The 22,496-nt window shown below is 64.9% G+C and carries 16 protein-coding genes; 9 read left to right on the forward strand and 7 right to left on the reverse strand.

What is annotated here, in order from left to right; all coding sequences use genetic code 11:
• The first annotated feature begins 105 nt into the window (after positions 1–105).
• The 7 genes from ACUTAF_RS21395 (at position 106) to ACUTAF_RS21425 (ending at position 9,980) form a co-directional block, all read left to right on the forward strand.
• On the forward strand, positions 106–1,446 hold the full coding sequence (locus ACUTAF_RS21395) for a sigma-54-dependent transcriptional regulator (protein WP_445581850.1): 1,341 nt from the start codon (positions 106–108) through the stop codon (positions 1,444–1,446).
• A 477-nt stretch (positions 1,447–1,923) separates the two neighbouring features.
• Entirely contained in the window at positions 1,924–2,877 is a 954-nt protein-coding gene (locus tag ACUTAF_RS21400) for a TAXI family TRAP transporter solute-binding subunit (RefSeq protein WP_445581851.1), read from the forward strand.
• A 130-nt stretch (positions 2,878–3,007) separates the two neighbouring features.
• Positions 3,008–5,035 carry a TRAP transporter permease gene (locus ACUTAF_RS21405; protein WP_445581852.1) on the forward strand — a complete coding sequence of 676 codons (2,028 nt, stop codon included), beginning with the start codon at positions 3,008–3,010 and terminating at the stop codon, positions 5,033–5,035.
• Positions 5,032–5,439 carry a DUF1850 domain-containing protein gene (locus tag ACUTAF_RS21410; RefSeq protein ID WP_445581853.1) on the forward strand — a complete coding sequence of 136 codons (408 nt, stop codon included), beginning with the start codon at positions 5,032–5,034 and terminating at the stop codon, positions 5,437–5,439. Before ACUTAF_RS21405 ends, ACUTAF_RS21410 begins: the two co-directional genes overlap by 4 nt.
• Positions 5,440–5,943: 504 nt before the next feature.
• The gene (locus tag ACUTAF_RS21415; RefSeq protein WP_445581854.1) at positions 5,944–6,459 is read left to right on the forward strand and encodes a DUF3617 domain-containing protein; all 516 of its coding nucleotides are present in this window, start codon (positions 5,944–5,946) and stop codon (positions 6,457–6,459) included.
• Positions 6,460–6,624: 165 nt separating this feature from the next.
• The gene (locus tag ACUTAF_RS21420) at positions 6,625–8,715 is read left to right on the forward strand and encodes a TonB-dependent siderophore receptor (protein ID WP_445581855.1); all 2,091 of its coding nucleotides are present in this window, start codon (positions 6,625–6,627) and stop codon (positions 8,713–8,715) included.
• Between the two features lie 53 nt (positions 8,716–8,768).
• Positions 8,769–9,980 (forward strand): PepSY-associated TM helix domain-containing protein, encoded by a 1,212-nt coding sequence (locus ACUTAF_RS21425; protein ID WP_445581856.1) that lies wholly within the window; start codon positions 8,769–8,771, stop codon positions 9,978–9,980.
• Here ACUTAF_RS21425 and ACUTAF_RS21430 read toward each other — a convergent pair.
• Positions 9,963–10,694, reverse strand: a complete 732-nt coding sequence (locus ACUTAF_RS21430; protein ID WP_445581857.1) for a substrate-binding periplasmic protein — start codon at positions 10,692–10,694, stop codon at positions 9,963–9,965. The two genes, ACUTAF_RS21425 and ACUTAF_RS21430, sit on opposite strands and share 18 nt — an antisense overlap.
• Positions 10,695–10,758: 64 nt before the next feature.
• On the reverse strand, positions 10,759–12,198 hold the full coding sequence (cls, locus tag ACUTAF_RS21435) for a cardiolipin synthase (protein ID WP_445581858.1): 1,440 nt from the start codon (positions 12,196–12,198) through the stop codon (positions 10,759–10,761).
• A 266-nt stretch (positions 12,199–12,464) separates the two neighbouring features.
• Between cls and ACUTAF_RS21440 the strand changes: the two genes are divergently transcribed.
• On the forward strand, positions 12,465–14,132 hold the full coding sequence (locus ACUTAF_RS21440; protein WP_445581859.1) for a BCCT family transporter: 1,668 nt from the start codon (positions 12,465–12,467) through the stop codon (positions 14,130–14,132).
• 329 nt (positions 14,133–14,461) lie between these two features.
• Here the strand turns inward: ACUTAF_RS21440 and ACUTAF_RS21445 are convergent, their stop codons facing one another.
• The 3 genes from ACUTAF_RS21445 to ACUTAF_RS21455 all read right to left on the reverse strand — a co-directional run bounded on the left by ACUTAF_RS21445 (position 14,462) and on the right by ACUTAF_RS21455 (position 16,920).
• Positions 14,462–14,947, reverse strand: a complete 486-nt coding sequence (locus tag ACUTAF_RS21445) for a hypothetical protein (RefSeq protein WP_445581860.1) — start codon at positions 14,945–14,947, stop codon at positions 14,462–14,464.
• A gap of 746 nt (positions 14,948–15,693) precedes the next feature.
• Positions 15,694–16,212, reverse strand: coding sequence for a hypothetical protein (locus ACUTAF_RS21450; RefSeq protein WP_445581861.1), 519 nt, complete (start codon positions 16,210–16,212; stop codon positions 15,694–15,696).
• 162 nt (positions 16,213–16,374) lie between these two features.
• The gene (locus tag ACUTAF_RS21455; RefSeq protein WP_445581862.1) at positions 16,375–16,920 is read right to left on the reverse strand and encodes a hypothetical protein; all 546 of its coding nucleotides are present in this window, start codon (positions 16,918–16,920) and stop codon (positions 16,375–16,377) included.
• A gap of 745 nt (positions 16,921–17,665) precedes the next feature.
• On the opposite strand from ACUTAF_RS21455, the gene ACUTAF_RS21460 reads away from it, so the two are divergent.
• Positions 17,666–19,357: a BCCT family transporter gene (locus tag ACUTAF_RS21460; RefSeq protein ID WP_445581863.1), complete on the forward strand. Its 1,692-nt coding sequence runs from the start codon at positions 17,666–17,668 to the stop codon at positions 19,355–19,357.
• A 462-nt stretch (positions 19,358–19,819) separates the two neighbouring features.
• Here ACUTAF_RS21460 and ACUTAF_RS21465 read toward each other — a convergent pair whose 3' ends face one another.
• Both ACUTAF_RS21465 and ACUTAF_RS21470 read right to left on the reverse strand, forming a co-directional pair.
• Positions 19,820–20,518 carry a 3'-5' exonuclease gene (locus ACUTAF_RS21465; protein WP_445581864.1) on the reverse strand — a complete coding sequence of 233 codons (699 nt, stop codon included), beginning with the start codon at positions 20,516–20,518 and terminating at the stop codon, positions 19,820–19,822.
• Positions 20,518–22,422, reverse strand: a complete 1,905-nt coding sequence (locus ACUTAF_RS21470) for a DUF294 nucleotidyltransferase-like domain-containing protein (RefSeq protein ID WP_445581865.1) — start codon at positions 22,420–22,422, stop codon at positions 20,518–20,520. Before ACUTAF_RS21470 ends, ACUTAF_RS21465 begins: the two co-directional genes overlap by 1 nt.
• Positions 22,423–22,496 lie beyond the last annotated feature (74 nt).

Raw genomic sequence — 22,496 nt, forward strand, 5'->3', positions numbered from 1 at the left:
TAGTCCGGATGCAATCCGGGTCGCGGTTTGACGATGATCTCATCAAGGGTTGTTTCCCCGGATTTCATCCGGGCTACACTGCCGCCGTTTTTCAGAGGAGGTGCCATGAACGCTCAGGTGATAGTGGTCGACGACGAGGCGGCGATTCGCGACGCGGTGCAGCAGTGGCTGGAGCTGTCCGGTTTCACCGTGCGCAGCTGCGCCAGCGCGGCCGAGGCCCTGGCGCTGGTCGATCGCGACTTCCCCGGCATCGTCGTCAGCGATGTGCGCATGCCCGGCAGCGATGGCCTGCAACTGCTCGAGCGCCTGGTCGAACTGGACCGCGACCTGCCGGTGATCCTGGTCACCGGCCATGGCGACGTGCCGATGGCGGTACAGGCGCTGCGCCAGGGCGCCTACGACTTCATCGAGAAACCCTTCACCCCCGAGCGCCTGCTCGACAGCGTGCGTCGCGCCCTCGACAAGCGCCGCCTGGTCTGCGAGAACCGCCTGCTGCGCCAGCAGGTGGCGGACAAGGGCCGCATCGAGAGCCAGCTGATCGGCATCTCGCGGCCGATGGAGAACCTGCACCGGCAGATCCTCGAACTGGCCGGCACCTCGGTCAACGTGCTGATCCGCGGCGAGACCGGCAGCGGCAAGGAGCGCGTGGCGCGCTGCCTGCACGACTTCAGCCCGCGCGCCGGCAAGGCCTTCGTCGCGCTGAACTGCGCGGCGATCCCCGAGACCATCTTCGAGAGCGAGCTGTTCGGCCACGAGAGCGGCGCCTTCACCGGCGCCCAGGCCAAGCGCATCGGCCGTATCGAGCACGCCGACGGCGGCACCCTGTTCCTCGACGAGGTGGAGAGCCTGCCGCTGGCGCAGCAGGTCAAGCTGCTGCGCGTGCTGCAGGAGAAGACCCTGGAGCGCCTTGGGTCGAACAGGAGCATCGAGGTCGACCTGCGGGTGATCAGCGCGGCCAAGCCGGATCTGCTCGATGAAGTGAAGGCCGGGCGTTTTCGCGAGGACCTGTTCTACCGTCTCAACGTCGCCACCCTGCAGATCCCGCCGCTGCGCGAACGCCGCGAAGACATCCCGCTGCTGTTCGAGCACTTCGCCCAGGAGGCGGCGCGGCGTCATGGCCGCGAGGCGCCGCCGCTGGCCCCCAGCGAGCTGGCGCGGCTGCTCAGCCACGACTGGCCGGGCAACGTGCGCGAGCTGATCAACGCCGCCGAGCGCCATGCCCTCGGTCTGTCCAGCCCGCCGCCGGCCGAGCGCTTCGCCGGCCAGGCGCTGGCCCAGCAGATGGAGGCCTTCGAGGCGCAGTGCCTGCACAACGCCCTGCTGCAGTGCCAGGGCAATATCGCCGCGGTGATGGAGATGCTGCAGCTGCCGCGGCGTACCCTCAACGAGAAGATGCAGCGCCACGGTCTGGCGCGCGGCGACTATCTGCCCGGCGGCGAGGAATGACCCACGCCCCGTAGGAGCCGGCTTGCCGGCGATCCTTGAAACGCCAATCGCCCGCAAGCGGTGTCCTTCGACAGCATCGCTGCACCAGTCGCAGTCCGATAGGCGGATTTTTGCCGACGGCCGCGTCGGGGTCGGCGGTTTACCGCTCAAAGGCGTCCCTGTACTTCGCTAGAACCCCTCTATCTCGGGCCTTTCCGGCGCTGGCACGGCATCTGCTATGACTGTTTCAGTCGCCCGGCAGCCTGCCGCCGCGGCGACCATAACAACGACAAGAGGTCTGCCCATGAACTGCCAAGCCTTCCGCGCCATGCCGCCGTGCATGGGCCGCCTCTCGACCGCGCCTGTCGCGGCCCTTGTCCGACGCTGCATCCCGCGCCGCTGATCGCGCACAGCGGACGACGCCCGCCGCCTTGCCGCGGTGGGCATCGTCTAGAGTGAAACTCTGCATAAAGCCATAACAACGACGGAGATACTTCCATGCGACTGACCAAGAAACTCAGCCTGTTCGCCGCTGCCGCGGCCATCACTGCCAGCACCGCGGTGCTCGCCGCACCGACCTTCATCAACGTGCTGACCGGCGGCACCAGCGGCGTCTACTACCCGATCGGCGTGGCCCTGTCGCAGCTGTACGGCAACGGCATCGACGGCGCCAAGACCTCGGTGCAGGCGACCAAGGCGTCGGTGGAGAACCTCAACCTGCTGCAGGCCGGCCGCGGCGAACTGGCCTTCGCCCTCGGCGACTCGGTGGCCGACGCCTGGAACGGCGTGGAAGACGCCGGCTTCAAGGCGCCGTTGAAGAAACTGCGGGCCATCGCCGGCACCTACCCGAACTACATCCAGATCGTCGCCAACGCCGAATCCGGCATCAAGACCCTGGACGACCTCAAGGGCAAGCGCATCTCCGTCGGCGCGCCGAAGTCCGGCACCGAGCTCAACGCCCGCGCCATCTTCGCCGCCGCCGGCCTGACCTACGAGGACATGGGCAAGGTCGAGTTTCTGCCCTACGCCGAGTCGGTCGAGCTGATCAAGAACCGCCAGCTCGACGCCACCCTGCAGTCCTCGGGCCTGGGCATGGCCGCCATCCGCGACCTGGCCTCGACCATGAAGATCGACTTCGTCGCCATCCCGGCCGAGGTCACCGCGAAGATCGGCAACGCCGCCTACCAGGCCGCCACCATCCCGGCCGGCACCTACGACGGCCAGGACGCCGACGTGCCCACCGTGGCCATCACCAACATTCTGGTCAGCCACGAAGGCGTCTCCGACGAGGTGGCCTACCAGATGACCAAGCTGATGTTCGACAACCTCGAGCGTCTGGGTACCGCCCATTCGGCCGCCAAGGACATCAAGCTGGAGACCGCCGCCAAGAACCTGCCGATCCCGCTGCACCCGGGTGCCGAGCGCTTCTACAAGGAAGCCGGCGCGCTCTGATGCAAGACGTCCGCGGGGCTGCGGCCCCGCGGACCGCCGCAGAATCGCGAATAAAACCGGCGTTCACAGGCGGTGGGTTTTGTTGGCGAGTCTGTCACCGCAATCGAAGTAGTCACGAGGTTTGCACTCCATGAGTGAGCAGAATCAGGGCCTGGGCGCCAGCCCGTCCGACTGGCCGAAGGCGCTCTTCGCCGTCGCGCTGCTGTTTTCCATCTTCCAGATCGTCACCGCGGCCTTCCACCCGGTGTCGACCCAGGTGCTGCGCGCCGTGCACGTCGGCTTCCTGCTGCTGGTGGTGTTCATCAGCATCCCGGCCTTCGGCATCAAGCGTCCCTGGCAGCCGCTGGCCTGGCTGCTGGGCCTGGCCGGCATGGCCACGGCTGGCTACCAGTGGTACTTCGAGGCGGACCTGATCCAGCGTTCGGGCGACCTGACCACGACCGACATGCTGATCGGCCTGACCCTGATCGTGCTGGTGTTCGAGGCCGCGCGGCGGGTCATGGGCATCGCCCTGCCGATCATCTGCGCGCTGTTTCTCGCCTACGGCATGCTCGGCCAGTACCTGCCGGGCGACCTGGCCCACCGCGGCTACGCCCTGGACCAGATGGTCAATCAGCTGGCGTTCGGCACCGAGGGCTTCTACGGCACGCCGACCTACGTGTCGGCTACCTACATCTTCCTGTTCATCCTGTTCGGCGCCTTCCTCGAGCAGGCCGGGATGATCAAGCTGTTCACCGATTTCGCCATGGGCCTGTTCGGCCACAAGCTGGGCGGCCCGGCCAAGGTATCGGTGGTGTCCTCGGCGCTGATGGGCACCATTACCGGCTCCGGCGTGGCCAACGTGGTCACCACCGGCCAGTTCACCATCCCGCTGATGAAGCGCTTCGGCTACCGCCCGGCCTTCGCCGGCGGAGTCGAGGCGACCTCGTCGATGGGCAGCCAGATCATGCCGCCGATCATGGGCGCGGTGGCCTTCATCATGGCCGAGACCATCAACGTGCCGTTCTTCGAGGTGGCCAAGGCGGCGCTGATCCCGGCGTTGCTGTATTTCGGCTCGGTGTTCTGGATGGTCCACCTGGAGGCCAGGCGCGCCGACCTCAAGGGCCTGCCCAAGGACGAATGCCCGAACCCGTGGAAGGCCGTGCGCGAGCGCTGGTTCCTGCTGATCCCGCTGTTCATCCTCATCTACCTGCTGTTCTCCGGACGCACCCCGCTGTTCTCCGGCACCGTCGGCCTGGCGCTGACCGCGATGGTCATCCTCGGCTCGGCGATCATCCTGCAGGTGTCGTCCAAGGTCATGCGCTTCGCCTTCTGGATCGCCCTCGGCGTGCTCTGCGCCGGCTTCTTCCAGCTCGGCATCGGCGTGGTGTTCGGCGTCATCGGCCTGCTGGTGGCGGCCTGCTGGTTCGTCAAGGGCGGCCGCGAGACCCTGACCCTGTGCCTGCACGCGCTGGTCGAGGGCGCCCGCCACGCGGTGCCGGTGGGCATCGCCTGCGCCCTGGTCGGGGTGATCATCGGCGTGGTGTCGCTGACCGGGGTGGCCTCCACCTTCGCCGGCTACATCCTCGCCATTGGCCAGGACAACCTGTTCCTCTCGCTGGTGCTGACCATGCTCACCTGCCTGGTGCTGGGCATGGGCATCCCGACCATCCCCAACTACATCATCACCAGCTCGATCGCCGCGCCGGCGCTGCTGGAGCTGGGCGTGCCGCTGATCGTCTCGCACATGTTCGTCTTCTACTTCGGCATCATGGCCGACCTCACTCCGCCGGTGGCGCTGGCCTGCTTCGCCGCCGCGCCGATCGCCAAGGAGCGCGGCCTGAAGATCAGCCTGTGGGCGGTGCGCATCGCCATCGCCGGCTTCGTCGTGCCGTTCATGGCGGTCTACGCGCCGGCGCTGATGCTGCAGGGCGACAGCCTGCTGGCGACCTTCTACGTGTTGTTCAAGGCGGCGCTGGCCATCGGCCTGTTCGGCGCGGTGTTCACCGGCTTCCTGCAGGCCAAGCTGTCCTGGTGGGAACGTGCCCTGGGCTTCGCTGCCGGCGCCAGTCTGATCCTGGCCACGCCGATCAGCGACGAGATCGGCTTCGCCCTCAGCGCCCTGTTCATCGGCCAGCACCTCTGGCGCGCCCGTCGCGCCCAGGCGGCCACGGCGTGATCGGCCTGTGCCTGGGGCTGGCCGGCGTGGTATGGGCAGAGCTGCCCGTGCCGGCCTTCACCCTGGCCTGGACGCACACCATCGAGAAGATCCGCTGGGAAGAGGATTACCTTGTGACCGCCGAGGGCCTGGTCCTCGGCGAGGCGCGGGTCAAGGGTTCCGGCGCCGGGATGGAGATTCCCGACGGCGCCGAACTGCGCAATGGCAGCTGGCACTACCGACGCCAGCTTGCGCCCTTGCAACCCCTGCGAGTCGGGCGTACGCCCGAGGCCGGGGATTACCAACTGTGCATCGACCAGCGTTGTCGCCCGTTGAGCGACTGGCTCGGCCCGCCACAAGCGAGCCAGCCGGCGCTGGAACTCTGGAGCTGCGAGCCGGGCTCCACCGCGTCCGACGCGGACTAGGTTGGCCATAGCGAACCAGGCTCCCGGCGCCACAAGCGCCGGCGAAAGTGAAGAGAACCCCCATTTGGCGCAGGCCGATGGGGGTTTTGTTCGTCTGTGGCCTGCGACTCACCCGGCGATGGAGCGCATGGCGCCACGCCGCAACCCAACCAATCGACCGGCAAGCGGAACAGGCGGCTAACGTAGAACTGGCGGGAAATGACGGCTAGATTGGCAGAGACACTGTAGGAGCCCCGTCCCGGGGCGAAGTTCTAGGCTATGTCCCCGTTAGTTGTTGATGCGCCGACCGGGCTTCCGTAGGAGCGAATTCATTCGCGGATAGATCGGATCGCCGCCCGCCGCGCCCACAGCTGCGCAACAGTTGACTCAGACGGAGCCAAGGCCCAGGTTCGCCTGAGCCGTAACGTTCGCCGCGGGGTGCGGCTCCTACAGGCGCGGCGGCGTGGTGCTCCGGTGCCCGCCGGTTCAATAGGCTTGGCCAACCATTCGTACAGGAGACCCGTCATGCGCATCCTCTCTCGTTCCGTCCTGTCTCTCGCCCTCTGTCTGTCCCCCGTTATGGCCAGCGCCCTGGATATTCGCCCCGGGGTCTGGGAAGTCAGCTCGCACAACATGCAGATGGGCGGCCAGGCCATGCCCGGCATGGAACAGATGCTCGAGCAGATGAACAACCTGCCGGCCGAGCAGCGGCAGATGATGGAGGGCATGCTCGCCGAACAGGGCATCAAGCTCGGCGCCGGCGGCGTGCAGATGTGCCTGACCGCCGAGCAGATCGCGGCCAAGGAAATCCCCCTGCACGACCCGGAATCCGGTTGCAGCAACGAGATCCTCGAGCGCAGCGAGCAGCGCTGGAAGTTCCGCTTCAACTGCCCCGACGCCCAGGGCGAGGGGGAAACCCGGTTCATCAGCGACACGGAGTTCACCACCAAGGTCAGCGGCACCTACAACGGCCAGCCAAGCAGCATGGAGAGTCGCGCGCGCTGGGTGGCGGCCGACTGCGGCACCTTGCGGCGCAATTGATACGCTACAGCAAATGAAAATAATTGCTATTGACTAAACGGGGGCCTGACTGCAGAATTCTGTCGATAATCATTAGCATTTGCCTTGGTGCAGGTGCAGCGCCAGGGAGGCACCGGCTGCAAAGGGACGCATCGCGGCCATCGACAGCGCATCAGGAGAAGTCCCTTGTTCAGCAGAAAAACCCGCCTGGCCGTGGCGATTGCGGCCGCCTGCAGTTTCAACCAGGCCCTGGCCGCCGAGCAGGAGCAGCTCGAACTGGATGCCCAGACCGTGGTCGGCAGCGCCGATGAGAGCGCCGTCGACAGCTACCGGTCCACGCCCAGCAGCGCCGCCACCAAGCTGGACCTGACCCCGCGGCAGACCCCGCAGTCGATCTCCACCCTGACCCGCGCCCAGCTCGACGACTTCCACCTCGACAGCGTCAACGACGCGCTGAAGATGGCCACCGGCATCCAGGTGCAGGAGGTCGAGACCGACCGCACCTACTACACCGCCCGCGGCTTCGACATCACCAACTTCCAGTACGACGGCATCGGTATTCCCTTCGTCTACGGCAACGTCGAGGGCGACATCGACACCGCGGTGTTCGAGCGCGTCGAAGTGATCCGCGGCGCCAACGGCCTTATGTCCGGCACCGGCAACCCCTCGGCCACCATCAATTTCGTGCGCAAGCGCCCGACCGCCACGCCGCAGGCGCGCATCGACCTGACCGGCGGCTCCTGGGATAAGCGGCGCATCGACGCCGACGTCTCCGGCGCGTTGACCGCCGCCGGCAATATCCGTGGCCGCGCGGTCTACGCCCACGAGAACAAGAACTCTTACCTGGACCGCTACTCGCGCGAGAAGAACGTCTTCCACGGTGTGCTGGAGTTCGACCTGAGCGACTCGACCCTGTTCAGCATCGGCCACACCCTGCAGAAGAGCGATTCCAACTCGCCGCTGTGGGGCGCCCTGCCGCTCAACTTCAGCGACGGTTCGAAGACCGACTACTCGCGTTCCACCAGCACCTCGGCCGACTGGGCCTACTGGGACGTGCAGGAGAACCGCACCTTCGCCGAGCTGGCCCACGACCTGGGCAACGGCTGGCAGGCCAAGGCCGTGGTCACCCACGTGAAGAAGGAAGGCGATGGTTCGCTGTTCTATGTCTACGGCACGCCGGACCGCGACAGCGGCCTCGGCCTGTTCAGCTACCCGTCCGAGTACCAGGACGAGAACCGCCAGCTGATCGGCGACCTGCAGCTCAACGGCGCCTTCGCCCTGGGCGGCCGCCAGCACGATGCGGTGCTCGGCGCCAGCTGGTCGCGTTCGGAGCTGGAGGACATCTCCTGGTACGACACCACCACCGGCACCGCCCTGCCGCCGCTGGAGGACTGGAGCGGCAATATCGGCAAGCCGCTGAACGATGCCGGCAGCAACGGCAGCGACTTCACCGACCGCATGCAGAGCTTCTACGGCGCCGCGCGCTGGAGCCTGACCGACCGCCTGAGTCTGATCACCGGCGCACGCGTGGTGGATGTGGAGAGCAGCGGCGGCAACTACGGCAGCGACAAGACCACCAAGTACAGCGGCGAGGTGGTGCCCTATGCCGGTGTGGTCTTCGATCTCACCGAGCAGTACTCGGTCTACGCCAGCTACACCGAGGTCTTCGACCCGCAGACCGAGACCGATGCCAGCGGTTCGCGCCTGGCGCCGGTGGAGGGGGTGAACTACGAGGCGGGGATCAAGGGCGAGCTGTTCGACGACCGGGTCAACCTGGCGCTGGCGGTGTTCCGCACCGAGCAGGACAACGTCGCCGAGATGGCCGGCATGGTCGGCGGGCGCAGTTACTACCGAGCGGTGGAGGGCCTGACCAGCGAGGGCTACGAGCTGGAGATCTCCGGCGAGCTGCTGCCGGGCCTGCAGGCCATGGCCGGCTACACCTTCGTCGACATCACCGATGCCAACGACGACCATGCGGTGACCTACTCGCCCAAGCACATGTTCAAGGCCGCCACCACCTACCGCGTACCGGGCCTCGAACAGCTCAAGGTCGGCGCCAGCCTGAACTGGCAGGACGAGGTGTACAACGGTATCGCCGAGCAGGATGCCTATGCGGTGGTCAACCTGATGGCCAGCTACGACATCGACCCGAACTGGACCGTTTCCGCCAACCTCAACAACCTCACCGACGAGAAGTACCTGACCAGCCTGTACTGGACCCAGGCCTACTACGCGGCCCCACGCAACGCCAGCATGAGTGTGAGCTGGAAGTACTGACCCTCACCGGCCGCCCCTGAGGCGGCCGCGCTTTTTGCCGAAGAGACTTTGCCATGCGCTCCGCCCTGGTTCTGCTGCACCGCTGGTGCGGCCTGTTCATCGCCCTGTTCCTGTTCGTCGCCGGCCTGACCGGCGCGGTGATCTCCTGGGATCACGAGCTGGACGAATGGCTCAACCCGCAGCTGTTCGATGCGCAAAGCGAAGGGCAGGCGCAGGACCCGCTGCGCCTGGTGGACGCGCTGGAGGCGCGCGATCCGCGCCTGCAGGTGAGCTTCATGCCGCTGGCGCTCGAGCCTGGCCATGCCCTGGGCATCTTCGTCGACCCGCGTATCGACCCGGCCACCGGCAAGGCCTACGAGCTGGGCTTCAATCAGCTCGGCATCGACCCGGCCACGGGTGATATCCAGGGGCAGCGCGAGTGGGGGGCGATCTCCCTGAGTCGGGAGAACCTGCTGCCGTTCCTCTACAAGCTGCACTACAGCCTGCATATCCCCGATGGCTTCGGCATCGAACTGGGCGTGCTGCTGTTCGGCATCGTCGCCATCGTCTGGTGCCTGGACTGCCTGGTGGCGCTGTGGCTGTCCTTCCCCAACGGGCGCAGCTGGCGCAAGTCGTTCGCCTTCCGCTGGCGCCAGGGCGGCTACAAGCTGAACTTCGATCTGCACCGTTCCGGCGGCGTATGGATCTGGCTGCTGCTGCTGGTGCTGGCCGTCACCTCGGTGTCGATGAACCTGGAACGCCAGGTGGTCCGGCCGTTGGTCGAGCTGTTCTCGCCGCTGACGCCGAGCCCGTTCGCCAGCCGCACGCCGGTGACCCTGGATGAGCAGATCCTGCCCGCGATCGATCGGCGCCAGGCCATCGCCATCGCCGCTGCCGAGGCGCGCCGGCTGGGCTGGCAGGCGCCGGCCGGCGCGCTGTTCCACTCGGCCGAGTTCGGCGTCTACGGCGTCGGTTTCCATGAGCCGGGCGAGGATCACGGCGAGGCTGGCCTGGGCAATCCCTGGATCTACGTCGACAGCCGCAGCGGCGAGCTGGCCGGGGCGCATGTGCCGGGCAGCGGCAGCGCCGGCGATATCTTCCTGCAGGCGCAGTTCCCGCTGCATTCGGGGCGCATCATCGGCCTGCCGGGGCGCATCCTGGTTTCCCTGCTCGGCCTGGCGGTGGCCGGGCTGTCGCTGACCGGGCTGGTGATCTGGGCGAAGAAGCGCCGCTCGCGGGTGCTCGCCGAGCGGCGCGGCGTCGGCGTTTCACAGGCCGTGGCGTAGGCGGATCTGCGCCACCAGCGCCGCCTGCTCGCGGAGAAAGCGGTCGAACTCGTCGATCAGCTGCGGCCGCTGGATGCTCGACACGTAGTAGTGATCCTCCACGTGCGGCAGCTGCGAATCGAACGCCAGGGTTCCGGCGGGCAGCTGCATCTCGCGCAGGTGGTGGGCCACCACCTGCGGATTGAGGTAGACGGCATCGACCCGCTCGCCCAGCGCCATGCGCAGCAGCGAGTCGATCTGGCTGGCCTGGATCAGCTGCAGGCGGCCGCTGTGGATCTCGTCCAGATAGGGCCAGGGCGTGAAGCCGTTCTGCGTGCCGAGCAGGCGGATGCGCGCCAGGCCCCGGCCGAGGTGCTCCGGCTTGACCAGCACGCCGTCCACGTAGGGCGCCGCCGGTTGGCTGTAGCGCACGGTGTGGCCGGCCTTCTGCTCGGCGTTCCATTGCGGGTGATCGGGAAACTTCAGATCGACCCGGCCGCCGAGGAAGTCGTTGAGCAGCCGCCGCACCGGCAGCGGCACGTAAACGAAGTGGTAGCCCTGGTGGCGGGCGAAGGCGTCCAGCAGCTCGCGGCCGTAGCCCTGGTAGACGCCGTCCCGCACATCGGAGTAGGGCCGGTAGGGCTGCAGCTCGACGCCGACGCGCACCTCCTGCTGGGCCACCACCGGGCAGGCCAGCAGGCCGAGGCACAACAGCAGCCAGGACAGTCTCTTCATCGCAAGGCCCCCCGTCGGCGCCGAACGCGGCGCGCCATCAATACGCAATCACTATAGTGACCGCTCACAGAATCGGTGAAATCAGCCGCGCCACGCGCATCGCCAGCTGCTGCAGGCGATGCAGGTTGCGCCGGTCGGCCGGCAGCAGTTCGCGCGAGCAGGCGAAGTCGGCCTCGAGCATTTCCGCGACCTGCTCGGCGAACCCTTCGTCCAGGGTCACCAGGGTGGCCTCGAAGTTAAGGCGGAACGAACGGTTGTCGAGGTTGGCGCTGCCCAGCAGGCAGATGTCGCTGTCGATCAGCAGCGCCTTCTGGTGGAGGAAACCCGGCTGGTAGCGGAACACCCGCAGCCCGGCGCGCAGCGCCTCGAAGGCGTACAGGCTGGAGGCGGCGTAGACCACGCGATGGTCGGGGCGCGACGGCAGCAGCAGGCGCACGTCCACGCCGCGCAGCACCGCCAGGCGCAGCGCGGCGGATACCGCCTCGTCCGGGATGAAGTAGGGGCTGCTCAGCCAGACCCGTTGCCGCGCCGCGTTGATCGCCTCGACGAACAGCAGCGAGCAGGTCTCCTGCGGGTCGGCCGGGCCGCTGGTGACCACCTGGCAGAGCACCCCCGGCTGCTCCTGGCGGCTCGGCAGCAACAATGGCGGCAGTTGCCGGCAGGCCCAGAACCAGTCCTCGGCGAAGGCCTCCTGCAGGCTGGCCACCACCGGGCCGCGCACCTCCACGTGGGTATCGCGCCAGGGCGCCAGCGGCGGCACCTGGCCGAGGTACTCGACGCCGACGTTGAGCCCGCCGAGAAAGCCGATCTCGCCATCGACCACGACGATCTTGCGGTGGTTGCGGAAATTCAGCTGGAAGCGGTTGTACAGCCCGCTGCGCGTGGGGAAGGCGTGGATCTGCACGCCGCCGGCGCGCAGCGCATCGATAAAGGCGCGCGGCAGGGCATGGCTGCCGATGCCGTCGTACAACACATGCACCCGCACCCCGGCGGCGGCGCGGGCCAGCAGCACCTCGCGCAAACGCTGGCCCAGGCTGTCGTCGCGGATGATGAAGAACTGCAGCAGGATCACCCGTTGCGCGCCCTGCAGCGCGGCGAACAGCGCGGTGAAGGTGGCGTCGCCGTCGATCAGCAGGCGCACCCGGTTGCCGGTCAGGCTGGGCATCGGCGACAGCCGCGGCAGCGCGGGCAGGCGCCGATAGGCCGGCATCTGGCTGGCGGCCTTGGCCTCCTCGACCCAGGGCCGCCAGTCCTGCGCGGCCACCGCGTGGTGCATCTCGGCATCGGCCTGGCGCCGCGCCTTGACGTAGGCGTCGAAGCGGCTGCGGCCGAAGATCAGGTAGGGCAGCAGCGTCAGGTAGGGCATGAAGAACAGCGACAGGCCCCAGGCCAGGGCGCCCTGCGCGGTGCGCACGGTCAGCACCGCGTGGATCGCGACCAGCACGCCGAGGCCGTGGATCGCGGCGATCAGCCAGGCGAACAGGTGGGGGATGCCGAAATCCATGGACTTCCTCGTTGCCGGGGCCGTACCCAGCCGACCGCGGGCGCTGCACGTCGTTCGTCGGTCATCGTGCCATGGCCGCCCGGCGAATGGCAGGGGGCGCGCAGGGAACTGTATTTGCCGTTTTCATACAGGTTGTTTCCCGCATGAGCCGGTTTCATCTGTTACCCTTGCTGGTTCGACCCAAGGTGGGTCGTCTTTACTTGAGGAGGGCACACCGTCCTGTTCACGCTCGTTCAGCGAGTCAAACGCATCAAGGAGCACGCCACATGGGAAACGTCCCTTCGCATGACATGACCCCGCCACCCGCAGCGGAAACTTCCGACGGCATCCCGGCACCGACCGGCGAGGCCAACCTGATCGACACCGACTACGTCATCGGCCAGGACAACATCCAGGGCAAGTTCATCTTCTCGATGGATATCCACGGCAAGGTCTTCACCATCTCCGCGTTGGTCGCGGTGATCTTCGTGGTGCTGGCCCTGGCCCTGCAGAACCAGGTCGAGCCGCTGTTCAGCGCGCTGCGAGACTGGCTCACCCACCACCTGGCCTGGTTCTTCATCGGCGCCGCCAACATCTTCGTGCTGCTCTGCCTCGGCCTGATCGTCTCGCCGCTGGGCAAGGTGCGCATCGGCGGCAAGGAAGCCACGCCGGATTACTCCTACGCGGGCTGGTTCTCCATGCTGTTCGCCGCCGGCATGGGCATCGGCCTGATGTTCTACGGCGTGTCCGAACCCATGTCGCACTACAGCTCGGCGATCGCCGGCATCAGCGTCGGCGAGGACGGTGTGCGCACCGACTGGGCGCCGCTCGGCGGTGCCGCCGGCGACAGCGAGGAGGCGGTGCGCCTGGGCATGGCCGCCACCATCTTCCACTGGGGCCTGCATCCCTGGGCGATCTACGCCATCGTCGCCCTGGCACTGGCGCTGTTCTCCTTCAACAAGGGCCTGCCGCTGTCGATCCGCTCGATCTTCTACCCGATCCTCGGTGAGCGCGTGTGGGGCTGGCCGGGTCACCTGGTCGACATCCTCGCGGTGTTCGCCACCCTGTTCGGCCTGGTCACCTCGCTCGGCCTGGGCGCCGAGCAGGCGGCCGCGGGTGTCGAATACCTGTTCGGCATAGCCGCCACCGACACCAGCAAGGTGCTGCTGATCATCGCCATCACCGCCATCGCCCTGGGCTCGGTGGTCGCCGGTCTGGACAAGGGCGTCAAGCGCCTGTCCGAGCTGAACATGGTGCTGGCCATGGCCCTGCTGCTGTTCGTCATCCTGGTCGGGCCGACCCTGGCGATCCTCACCGGCTTCTTCGACAACCTCGGCGCCTACCTGCAGTATCTGCCGGCGCTGTCCAACCCGGTCGGCCGCGAGGACGCCAACTTCAGCCAGGGCTGGACCGCGTTCTACTGGGCCTGGTGGATCAGCTGGTCGCCGTTCGTCGGCATGTTCATCGCACGGGTCAGCCGCGGGCGCAGCGTGCGCGAGTTCCTCATCGCCGTGCTGCTGGTGCCGTCGCTGGTGTCGGTGCTGTGGATGACCGCTTTCGGCGGCACCGCGATCAACCAGCTGCTGGTAGACGGCTTCACCGGCGCCCAGGAGGCCGGCCTGGAGCTGAAGCTGTTCGCCATGCTCGGCGAAATGCCGCTGACCGGCATCACCTCCTTTATCGGCATCGTGCTGGTGGTGGTGTTCTTCATCACCTCGTCGGACTCCGGCTCCCTGGTGATCGACACCATCACCGCCGGCGGCAAGGTCAACGCGCCGGTGCCGCAGCGGGTGTTCTGGGCCAGCATCGAAGGCGTGATCGCCATCGCCCTGCTGCTCGGCGGCGGCCTGGTGGCGCTGCAGGCCATGGCGGTGTCCACCGGGCTGCCGTTCACCATCGTGCTGCTGGTGGGCTGCGTGTCCATCGTCAAGGGGCTGCTGAGCGAACCGCGCTAAGCGCTGTTGCTGCTGCTCAAGAGCGCGCCTGCGGGCGCGCTTTTTTATGCGCGGGCCTCGCGACCTCGGGTTCGCCCCCCTGTAGGCGCGGATTTCGGCTTGGGCATCCTGCATCCATGCGGTCGTATCCGCGAAGCTTTTGCCGTTTATCCACAGGGCTGGGGGAGAGGGGCTTGGGATGTTCGGCATTGGATCGCCTGTGCCGATGTCCTAGTGGCGTCGGTGGATAAGCAGAGCGTCCGAACCCGACTGCGCATTCGACCGGAACCGTAGCGCCGCCTGGGTAGGGTGGATGACGCTTGATTCATCCACCATCTGCGCGCTGGGCACTATTGGCCATATCGCGCTGCCAACTCTGAGGCGACACCGAACTGGATTTCGATTCGGTTATCCGACGAATTCGGGCCGATCCAGCTGTGGTAGATCTCCCGGCTCTCGCCAGTGAAAGGCAAGTTGGCCGCGACAATTTCACGAACCAGTGGCTGATAGCCCTGGGTGAACAGTTGGCGCCGCGTGCCCCGGTACTCGGCATAGGCGCAGGGAAAGCTACCCAGCGCTTTGACGGCAAACCTGCCGTCCACATAGGTTTCACCACTGTCGATCGGCAAGCAGAATTCGGCGGTGTATCGCTGCTTGGCGTTCTTGGGAAGGTTGTAGGAAATGAACACCCAAGGCCCAACGACCTGTAACGCGTACTGTTCGACCTCCGCCATCATCTGCGCGCCGTACTGTTGCGCGTAGATACAGACCTCCGGGATCGTCAGCTCCTGTCTCGCGTATAGCACCGTCATCGGCGCGGCATTTTTCCTTTGCATGGGTAGCTCCTTCGAGGCCAATCAAGCTGTAGAAGACTAGAGGGTTGGGCGGTATGGCGCCACGAGAGCCGCTTCACAAGAACAGTCGGAGCAGGCGAGTCCTGCAGTGGAACAAGGCCGATAACAAGCGTGATCGCTTTGGCCCCTGCTGCGCGAACTACAGAATGGCCAGGGCGATGCCCGACACAAGGCCGGATATACGAATGCAACCGCGCCGACGACTGGATCGAAAAGCTATTGCTCACTGCTTGCGGGGGAGAGTCCATATACCAATTGTTAGCCGCCTTAAAGTCAGCCGAAATGGATAAACCAGGGACGCGTAACCCGGCCTTTATGCCCTTCATACTCCGATTTTCTTCTAAGCTGCTTCCGGCAATAAAACAAACTTATCATTGCCGGGATTGATAACAAGTTAAACAACCACTGAAATGCATCTGTTGATTTTAATGTAATCGCTGCAGCTAAGTTAACTAGAACTGCGCCAATGATTATAAGGTTATATCTGATGTGTCGGCGTTTGGATAAGGAAAAGCTTTCCCAGTCATAAATCAACCAGTCGTGAGAAAAAATGCCGCACTGAGGGCACTTATGGCTTGGCGGAAGGTTGTCTGTGATATAGCCACAACTAGGGCATCGAGCTTTCATGGAATTATCCCAATACTCTATCGTCCTGTAGGCCAACGTTTGGTTAAGGGGCCGGCTTTAGCCCGTCCCGAGTGAGCGAAGCGAACGGCTTGAACCACTTGTTAGGCATAAGCTGCGCATGAATCAGTTTCTGCCCTGCTTGTGTCTAGTATTAAAATTCCAACTTCTTTGTATCTGGCAAACGGATCGTTATGTAAGGCGTGGCCTTGCTCCCAAAATCCGCTGGGCATTTTGCTTGTAAGCTTGGCATCTCTCAATAGCTTGTCTTCACGTTGAGAAATGGTTGCAAAAATTAGATGGGCATCAAGGATTTTGGCAATTGACTCAGAGCTAAAGTCACCTTGCTTTGAATGCTCTAGCAAGATTTTTGTTATGACTTTTAGCGGTATTACATGCTCTTTAACTACACTTTTTCTGTCTGTAGTTTTAAGCGCTTCAGTAGATACGAAGCCCTTCCATACCATTCCTTCCCAGTTTGCTTTGCCACTGCCATTCACATGGTTATGTTTGTAGCAGTAGTACTGGTCTACGAAATGTCTGAAATGTTGTGTTCTGTTGTTTCGCAGCTCTAGCTCAATGTGCTGCAATTCAATCAAAGCGTTTTTGTTGTTGGATTCCATGCTTTGCCTAACGATTAAGCTAAGGGGCCGGCTTCGCCGGTCCCAGCGAACGGAGTGAGCGCTTTGAGCGCATTGTTAGGTGGTTGCACACTGTTTTGTTGATGCCTCGATATTAGATTTTACTTCCTTGACTAGAGGTTTTGGGGTATAGATTGGTAGCTATTACTCCCATATTTGAAATGGCCGTCCACAGCCGCATGCCCCACAACTGCACAAGATCCACCCACATGTTACGCATTCTGGGAGGTTTTCTGATGTGATAGGGCTCTTGCATGACCAGCAGTTTGTTTCTCGACGTGCTTTCTTTGATGAGTCTCGAATACCAGAATATTCTTTACCCATTGCTTGAAGTTTTAGTCGATGGCGAACAACTGCTGAGCTTCGATATTTTTCAAGAATATTTGTTTTCTGTGCCTGATCTTTAATTTGTATTGAGTGGCCTCTTGCATAGCCCCGCTCATAATCAATAAATTGATTATTTTCTAAGGACCAAAATGTGACGACTTCTCCGGGCTGAGGTATTCTTTTATCGAATACTAGCGTGTCATCATTTAATCTGGCTACCCATAGCTTGTCGTTTTCATGTTCTAAGAGCTTTTTGTTCAATACATCTTGCAGTTCCGGCTTCTTTTCACCGAGTGAAGAATACCAATCGTGTCCTTGGCGAAAGTATTTCTTGCCTTTGTACTCAATTTCAACTCGGTCCATTTGAGCACCTAACTATTAATTAGGCGACATCGCTGTCGCGTTTCCACGCGACAGCTGTCGCATAACCTTCCTTGTCGTCCTGTAAGTCCTTGTCTTGCTTGAGAATAGTCGCAGCAAACGCGACAGCATCTGGAGAAAACGCGACAGGGTGGCGACAAGCCCGGCTGCTGGCGTAATGCCGGCAGGCATGAGTCGGACGCTAGTCCATTTTTGCTGGGGCTGTCCACGGTAGAGGGTGAGGAGGGAATTGGAGGGTGGCTCTCGCCTTTGCCTTTTATCGGTCGCGAAGGATTGGCCTCGCGTCAATGCCCATGCGATATCAGCCTGCCGATACTCTCGTGGAAACCCTGAAGTAGTCGCCATTGCCGCGCAGGCGGGACAGCAGTTCTATCGCTGAACAGCGCTTGCGCTGGCCCGAAGGGGAATAATCCAGAACTTCCGTAGCGCCTGGGTTCCCGCCTTCCCGGGAGTGACGGTAAATGGCCTGTTCGACGCTTCCCCGTGGATAAGCAGCCAAGGCTTCGCGGATAAGCGCAATGCCGCCCGGCCGCTCCTACCTGATCGCCGCGCCATCCAGCCGCTCGACGCGTTCTCCAACGCCAAACCGCCCCTCGTCGCTAATGGATAGCCCCACGCCGCTTGCGCCGCTCTGGCCGGTTTTGCCTTCTGTTAGCGTCGGCCTCCGCGATCGGCACAGCGCCGCGCGCCGCGTCGAGCACGCGATAACAAGAAGGAGCAGCCATACATGAGCCAAGCCCAAGGACCCAAGGGGTCCAGCACAGCCAACAACGACGGTATCCCCGCCCCGAGCGGCGCCGCCAATCTGATAGACACCGACTACGTCGTCGGCCAGGACAATATTCGCGGCCGCTACCTGGTCAATCTCGACATCCATGGCACGGTATTCCTCTTTTCGGCGCTTAGCGCGCTGATCTTCGTGGTGCTGGCGATGGCGTTCCACACCGAACTGGAGCCGGTGTTCAAAGCGGTTCGCGACTGGCTCACGCAGAATCTGACGTGGTTGTTCCTCGGCTCGGCCAACATCTTCGTGCTGCTTTGCCTCGGTCTGATCGTCTCGCCGCTGGGCAAGGTGCGCCTGGGTGGTACGTTGGCCCGCCCCGACTATTCCTACTTCTCCTGGTTCGCCATGTTGTTCGCCGCCGGCATGGGCATCGGTCTGATGTTCTATGGCGTGGCCGAGCCCATGTCGCACTACGACTCGTCCCTGGCCGGCGTCGCCGTTGGCGAGAATGGCGTACGCACCGACTGGGCTCCGCTGGGTGCGGCCGCTGGCGATTCCGCCGAGGCCGCGCGCCTGAGCATGGCCACCACCATCTTCCACTGGGGCCTGCACCCCTGGGCGATCTACGCCATCGTCGCGCTGGCGCTGGGCTTGTTCGCCTTCAACAAGGGTCTGCCGCTGTCGTTCCGCTCGATCTTCTTCCCGATTCTGGGTGAGCGGGTGTGGGGCTGGCCGGGTCACCTGATCGACATTCTCGCGGTGTTCGCCACCCTGTTCGGTCTGGTTACCTCGCTGGGGCTGGGCGCCGAGCAGGCCACCGCCGGTCTGAACACCCTGTTCGGGTTGCCGGCCGAACCCACCACCAAGGTGCTGCTGATCATCGTGATCACCCTGATCGCGCTGTGCTCGGTACTGACCGGCGTGGACAAGGGCGTCAAGCGCCTGTCCGAGATCAACATCGGCCTGGCCCTGTCGCTGCTGCTGTTCGTGCTGATCGCCGGCCCGACGGCGCTGCTGCTGACCGGTGTACTGGACAACCTCGGCGCCTACCTGCAGTACCTGCCGGCGCTGTCCAACCCGATCGGTCGTGAGGACGCCAACTTCAGCCAGGGCTGGACCGCGTTCTACTGGGCCTGGTGGATCAGCTGGTCGCCGTTCGTCGGCATGTTCATCGCTCGCGTCAGCCGTGGCCGTACCGTGCGCGAGTTCCTCATCGCCGTGCTGCTGGTGCCGTCGCTGGTGTCGGTGATCTGGATGAGTACCTTCGGTGGCACCGCGCTGCATCAGGCCCTGGGTGGCCTGACCGAACTGCAGCAAGCCGCGCTGGAACTGAAGATGTTCGTCATGCTCGACCAGCTGCCGATCAACGCGATCAGCTCCTTCGCCGCCATCGTGCTGGTGGTGCTGTTCTTCATCACCTCGTCGGACTCCGGTTCGCTGGTGATCGACACCATCACCGCCGGCGGCAAGATCAACGCGCCGGTATCGCAGCGGGTGTTCTGGGTGCTGCTCGAAGGTGCACTGGCCATCGCCCTGCTGCTCGGCGGTGGTCTGGTGGCGCTGCAGGCCATGGCGGTATCCACCGGCCTGCCGTTCACCATCGTGCTGCTGGTCGGTTGCGTCGCCGTGATCAAGGGCCTGCTCAGCGAGCCACGTGCGGTGCCGGGCGGTGCCGGGGTGCTGTCGCGCGACTAGCGTCCGTGGGACGTGCCCCTGGCAGAGCAGGGGCACCTCTCGTCCAAGAAAAAAGCCGCGATGCCGATGGGTATCGCGGCTTTTTTCGTTGCCTGATGGCGGTTCCGGCATTCATACCGGGGACGATGTTTTTGGCTATCTCTGCGTTAAGTGTTGGGAGTGGATGCAAAGGCCCGTAGGGTGGGTTTTAGCCCACCAGCGGTGGTTGGCGTGGGCTAAAGCGGATCGCCGCCCGGCCCACCCTACAAGGCTTCCGAGCCTTCCTTGGAACCCTGGCAACAGCTAACAGGGACATAGCCCTGTTTTGGTGGAAGCCGCGCCACGCGGCGAAGGCGCTCGAGCGTGCAACGCAGACCCCAAAGCTTCGCCCCGGGGCGGAGCTCCTACGGACCGTAGCCCGGATGCAATCCGGGAGCGGTGCGCGCGGCGCACCCTACAAGGGGCCGCCGTCTCAGCGCTGCCTCAGCGCCACAGCTCGCCCACCGGCGTATGCGCCCAGTGGTGGGTGGCCGCCTGCGCCTGCAGCAGTTCGGCGGTGGCCAGGGCGTCGCTCAGCGCGTGGTGCGCACGGTAGGCCGGCAGGCCGTAGCGCTGGCGGCTGTCGGCCAGGCGGATGGACACCGGCCGCTGTCCGCGCAGGCGGCCGAGCAGGCCGGGGCGCCGGCGCGGATACAGGCGCGCCTCCAGCTCCATGGTGTCGAGCAGCGGGAACAGCAGCCCCTCGCCTTGCTGGCGGCGCAGCGTCTGGTCGAGGAAGCCGCGTTCGATGCGGTGGTAGTGCACCACCACCAGCTTGCCTGCCAGGGCCTCGAGCACCTCGCCGAGCACCGCGTCCAGCGGTGGGGCGTGGCGAATGTCGGAATGAGTGATGTGGTGGAAGGTCACCGAGTCGCTGCTCAGTTCGCTGCTGGGGCGCACCACCCAGTAGCGCGCCTCCTGGCAGCGGATGCGGCGCAGGTCGAAGGGCACCAGGCCGAGGCTGACGATGGCGTCGCGGCCCGGCTCCAGGCCGGTGGTTTCCACGTCCATGGCCAGCAGTGGCGCCTCGCCCAGCGGGGCCTCGGCGGCCGGGCAGCCGGCCTGGTAGAAGCTCGCCAGGCGCGGATCTCTGGCCGTTTCGGCGAGCTGGCGCAGGCGCTCGGGCCAGTCCGTGGCGCTCATCACAGACGCCCCAGCGGCTGCGCCGGATAGCGGAAGCGCAGGAATTTCTGCGCGTTGCTGACGATCTGGAAGGCTTCCTTGAGGTTGTGCCGCTCCTCGCTGCTGATCTGCTCCGGTTCGATGTAGTTGCTCAGCTTGCGCTCGGCTTGCAGGTCGTGCGCCTGGTGGCGGATGCGCACCAGACCGAGGAACTCGAAGGCGTAGCGCAGGCCCTCCAGCGCTTCGTTGGGCAGCAGCTTGGTGGCGGCGATGGCATCCAGCCGTTCCAGCGAGTTCTGCGCCCGGGAGCCGCAGGCCAGGGCGTGCACGCGGATCAGGTCGGTCAGCGGCGCGGTGCCGCGGCCCTTGAGGTTGATGATGTGCTTCTGCTGGCCGTCGGTTTCCATCACGAAGGTGCGGAAGAAGCCCAGCGGCGGCGTGCGGTTCAGCGCGTTGCGCGCCAGCGCGGCGAGAAACGCCGGATTGCCGCTGGCGCGGCTGGCGAGCAGGTCCTTGAGGTTTTCCACCAGCTCGGTGGCGCCATGGACGCCGTCGAGGTCGAAGAAAATGCTGGCATTGAGCAGGGTCTCCGGGTTGGGCTGCTCGATCCACTGGATGAAGTAGTCGCGCCACACCCGCAACGGTTTCCGCCACCTGGGGTTGTTGGCCATGATGCCGCCCTTGCAGTAGGCGTAGCCGCAGGTCGCCAGGCCGTCGTTGACGAACTGCGCCAGCTCGGCGAAGTAGTCGTCGTGCAGGGCGGGATCGAAGCTGTCGTCGAGCACCATGGCGTTGTCCTGGTCGGTGAGCATCAGCTGCTCGTCGCGTGCCAGGGAGCCGGCGACCATGAAGCAGTAGGGCACCGGCGGCGGGCCGAGCTTCTGCTCGCCGAGCGCCAGCAGGCGCTGGGTGAAGGCGCGGCCGATGCCGCTCATGGCCTTGCCGACCATGTTGACGTTGGCGTCGTCGGCGACCATGCGCAGGAAGGTGGCGCGCAGGTCCGGCGTCAGGCTCCTGAGCGCCTCCACCGACTGCTTGTTGAAGATGCTGTTGACCAGATACAGGCTGCTGCGCGACTCGTAGCGGACGATATCGGCCAGGTTGATCACCCCCACCGGCACGTTGCGGCTGAGCACCGGCAGGTGGTGGATGTTGTGCCGCAGCATGCTCAGCATGGCCTCGAACACCGAGTCGTCGGCCTGGGTGGTGATGGGGTTGGGCGACATCACCTCGCTGACCGGGGTGTGGCCGGGCAAGCCTTCGGCCAGCACGCGGGTGCGCAGGTCGCGGTCGGTGAGGATGCCGGCCATGCGCTGCGCGGGGCGCTCGCCGGCCGCCGGCGCGGCGTCGGTCTGCGGCGCCACGACGATGACCGAGGACACGCTGTGCTCGGTCATCACCCGGGCGACCTCCTGCACCGGGGTGTCCTGCATGACGCTGACCGGCGCGCGCCCGATCAGCTTGCGCACGGTGATCTTCATCAGCTCGCTGGCCTTGCCCTGGCTGTCTTCCAGCGCCGACTTCAGGCGCGACTGACCGACCAGCTCGACGAAGTCGGCGAAGCTGTCGAACTGCTCGCACAGCTGGTGGAACAGGGCGCCGGGGATGAAGTAGATCAGGCTGTCCTCCAGCGCCCGCACCGACAGGCGCACGCGGTTGCCGCCCATCAGCCCGGCCTGGCCGAAGATCTCGCCCTCGGTCAGGCGGTTGTGCAGCTCGCCGCTGCGCCGGTGGATCTCCACCGCGCCGCTGCGCACGTAGTGCAGCTCATGGATCGGTGCCCCCGGCGCGAGGATCTCGCTGTCGGCCTTGAAGTAGCCGACCTGCACCTGGCGGGAGATCTCGTTCAGGGTCTCCTCCGGCAGCTTGTCGAAAGGCGGGAAGCGTTGCAGGTGATCGCGGATTTCGATCAGCTCGATCTGCATGGGGTTTCCTTGGTTCGCGAGTAGCCTTCATCTAAGCATAGAGACCCGCGGATTCATCCTCCTGGATGCGCCCA

Source organism: Pseudomonas sp. SP16.1, assembly GCF_052682975.1.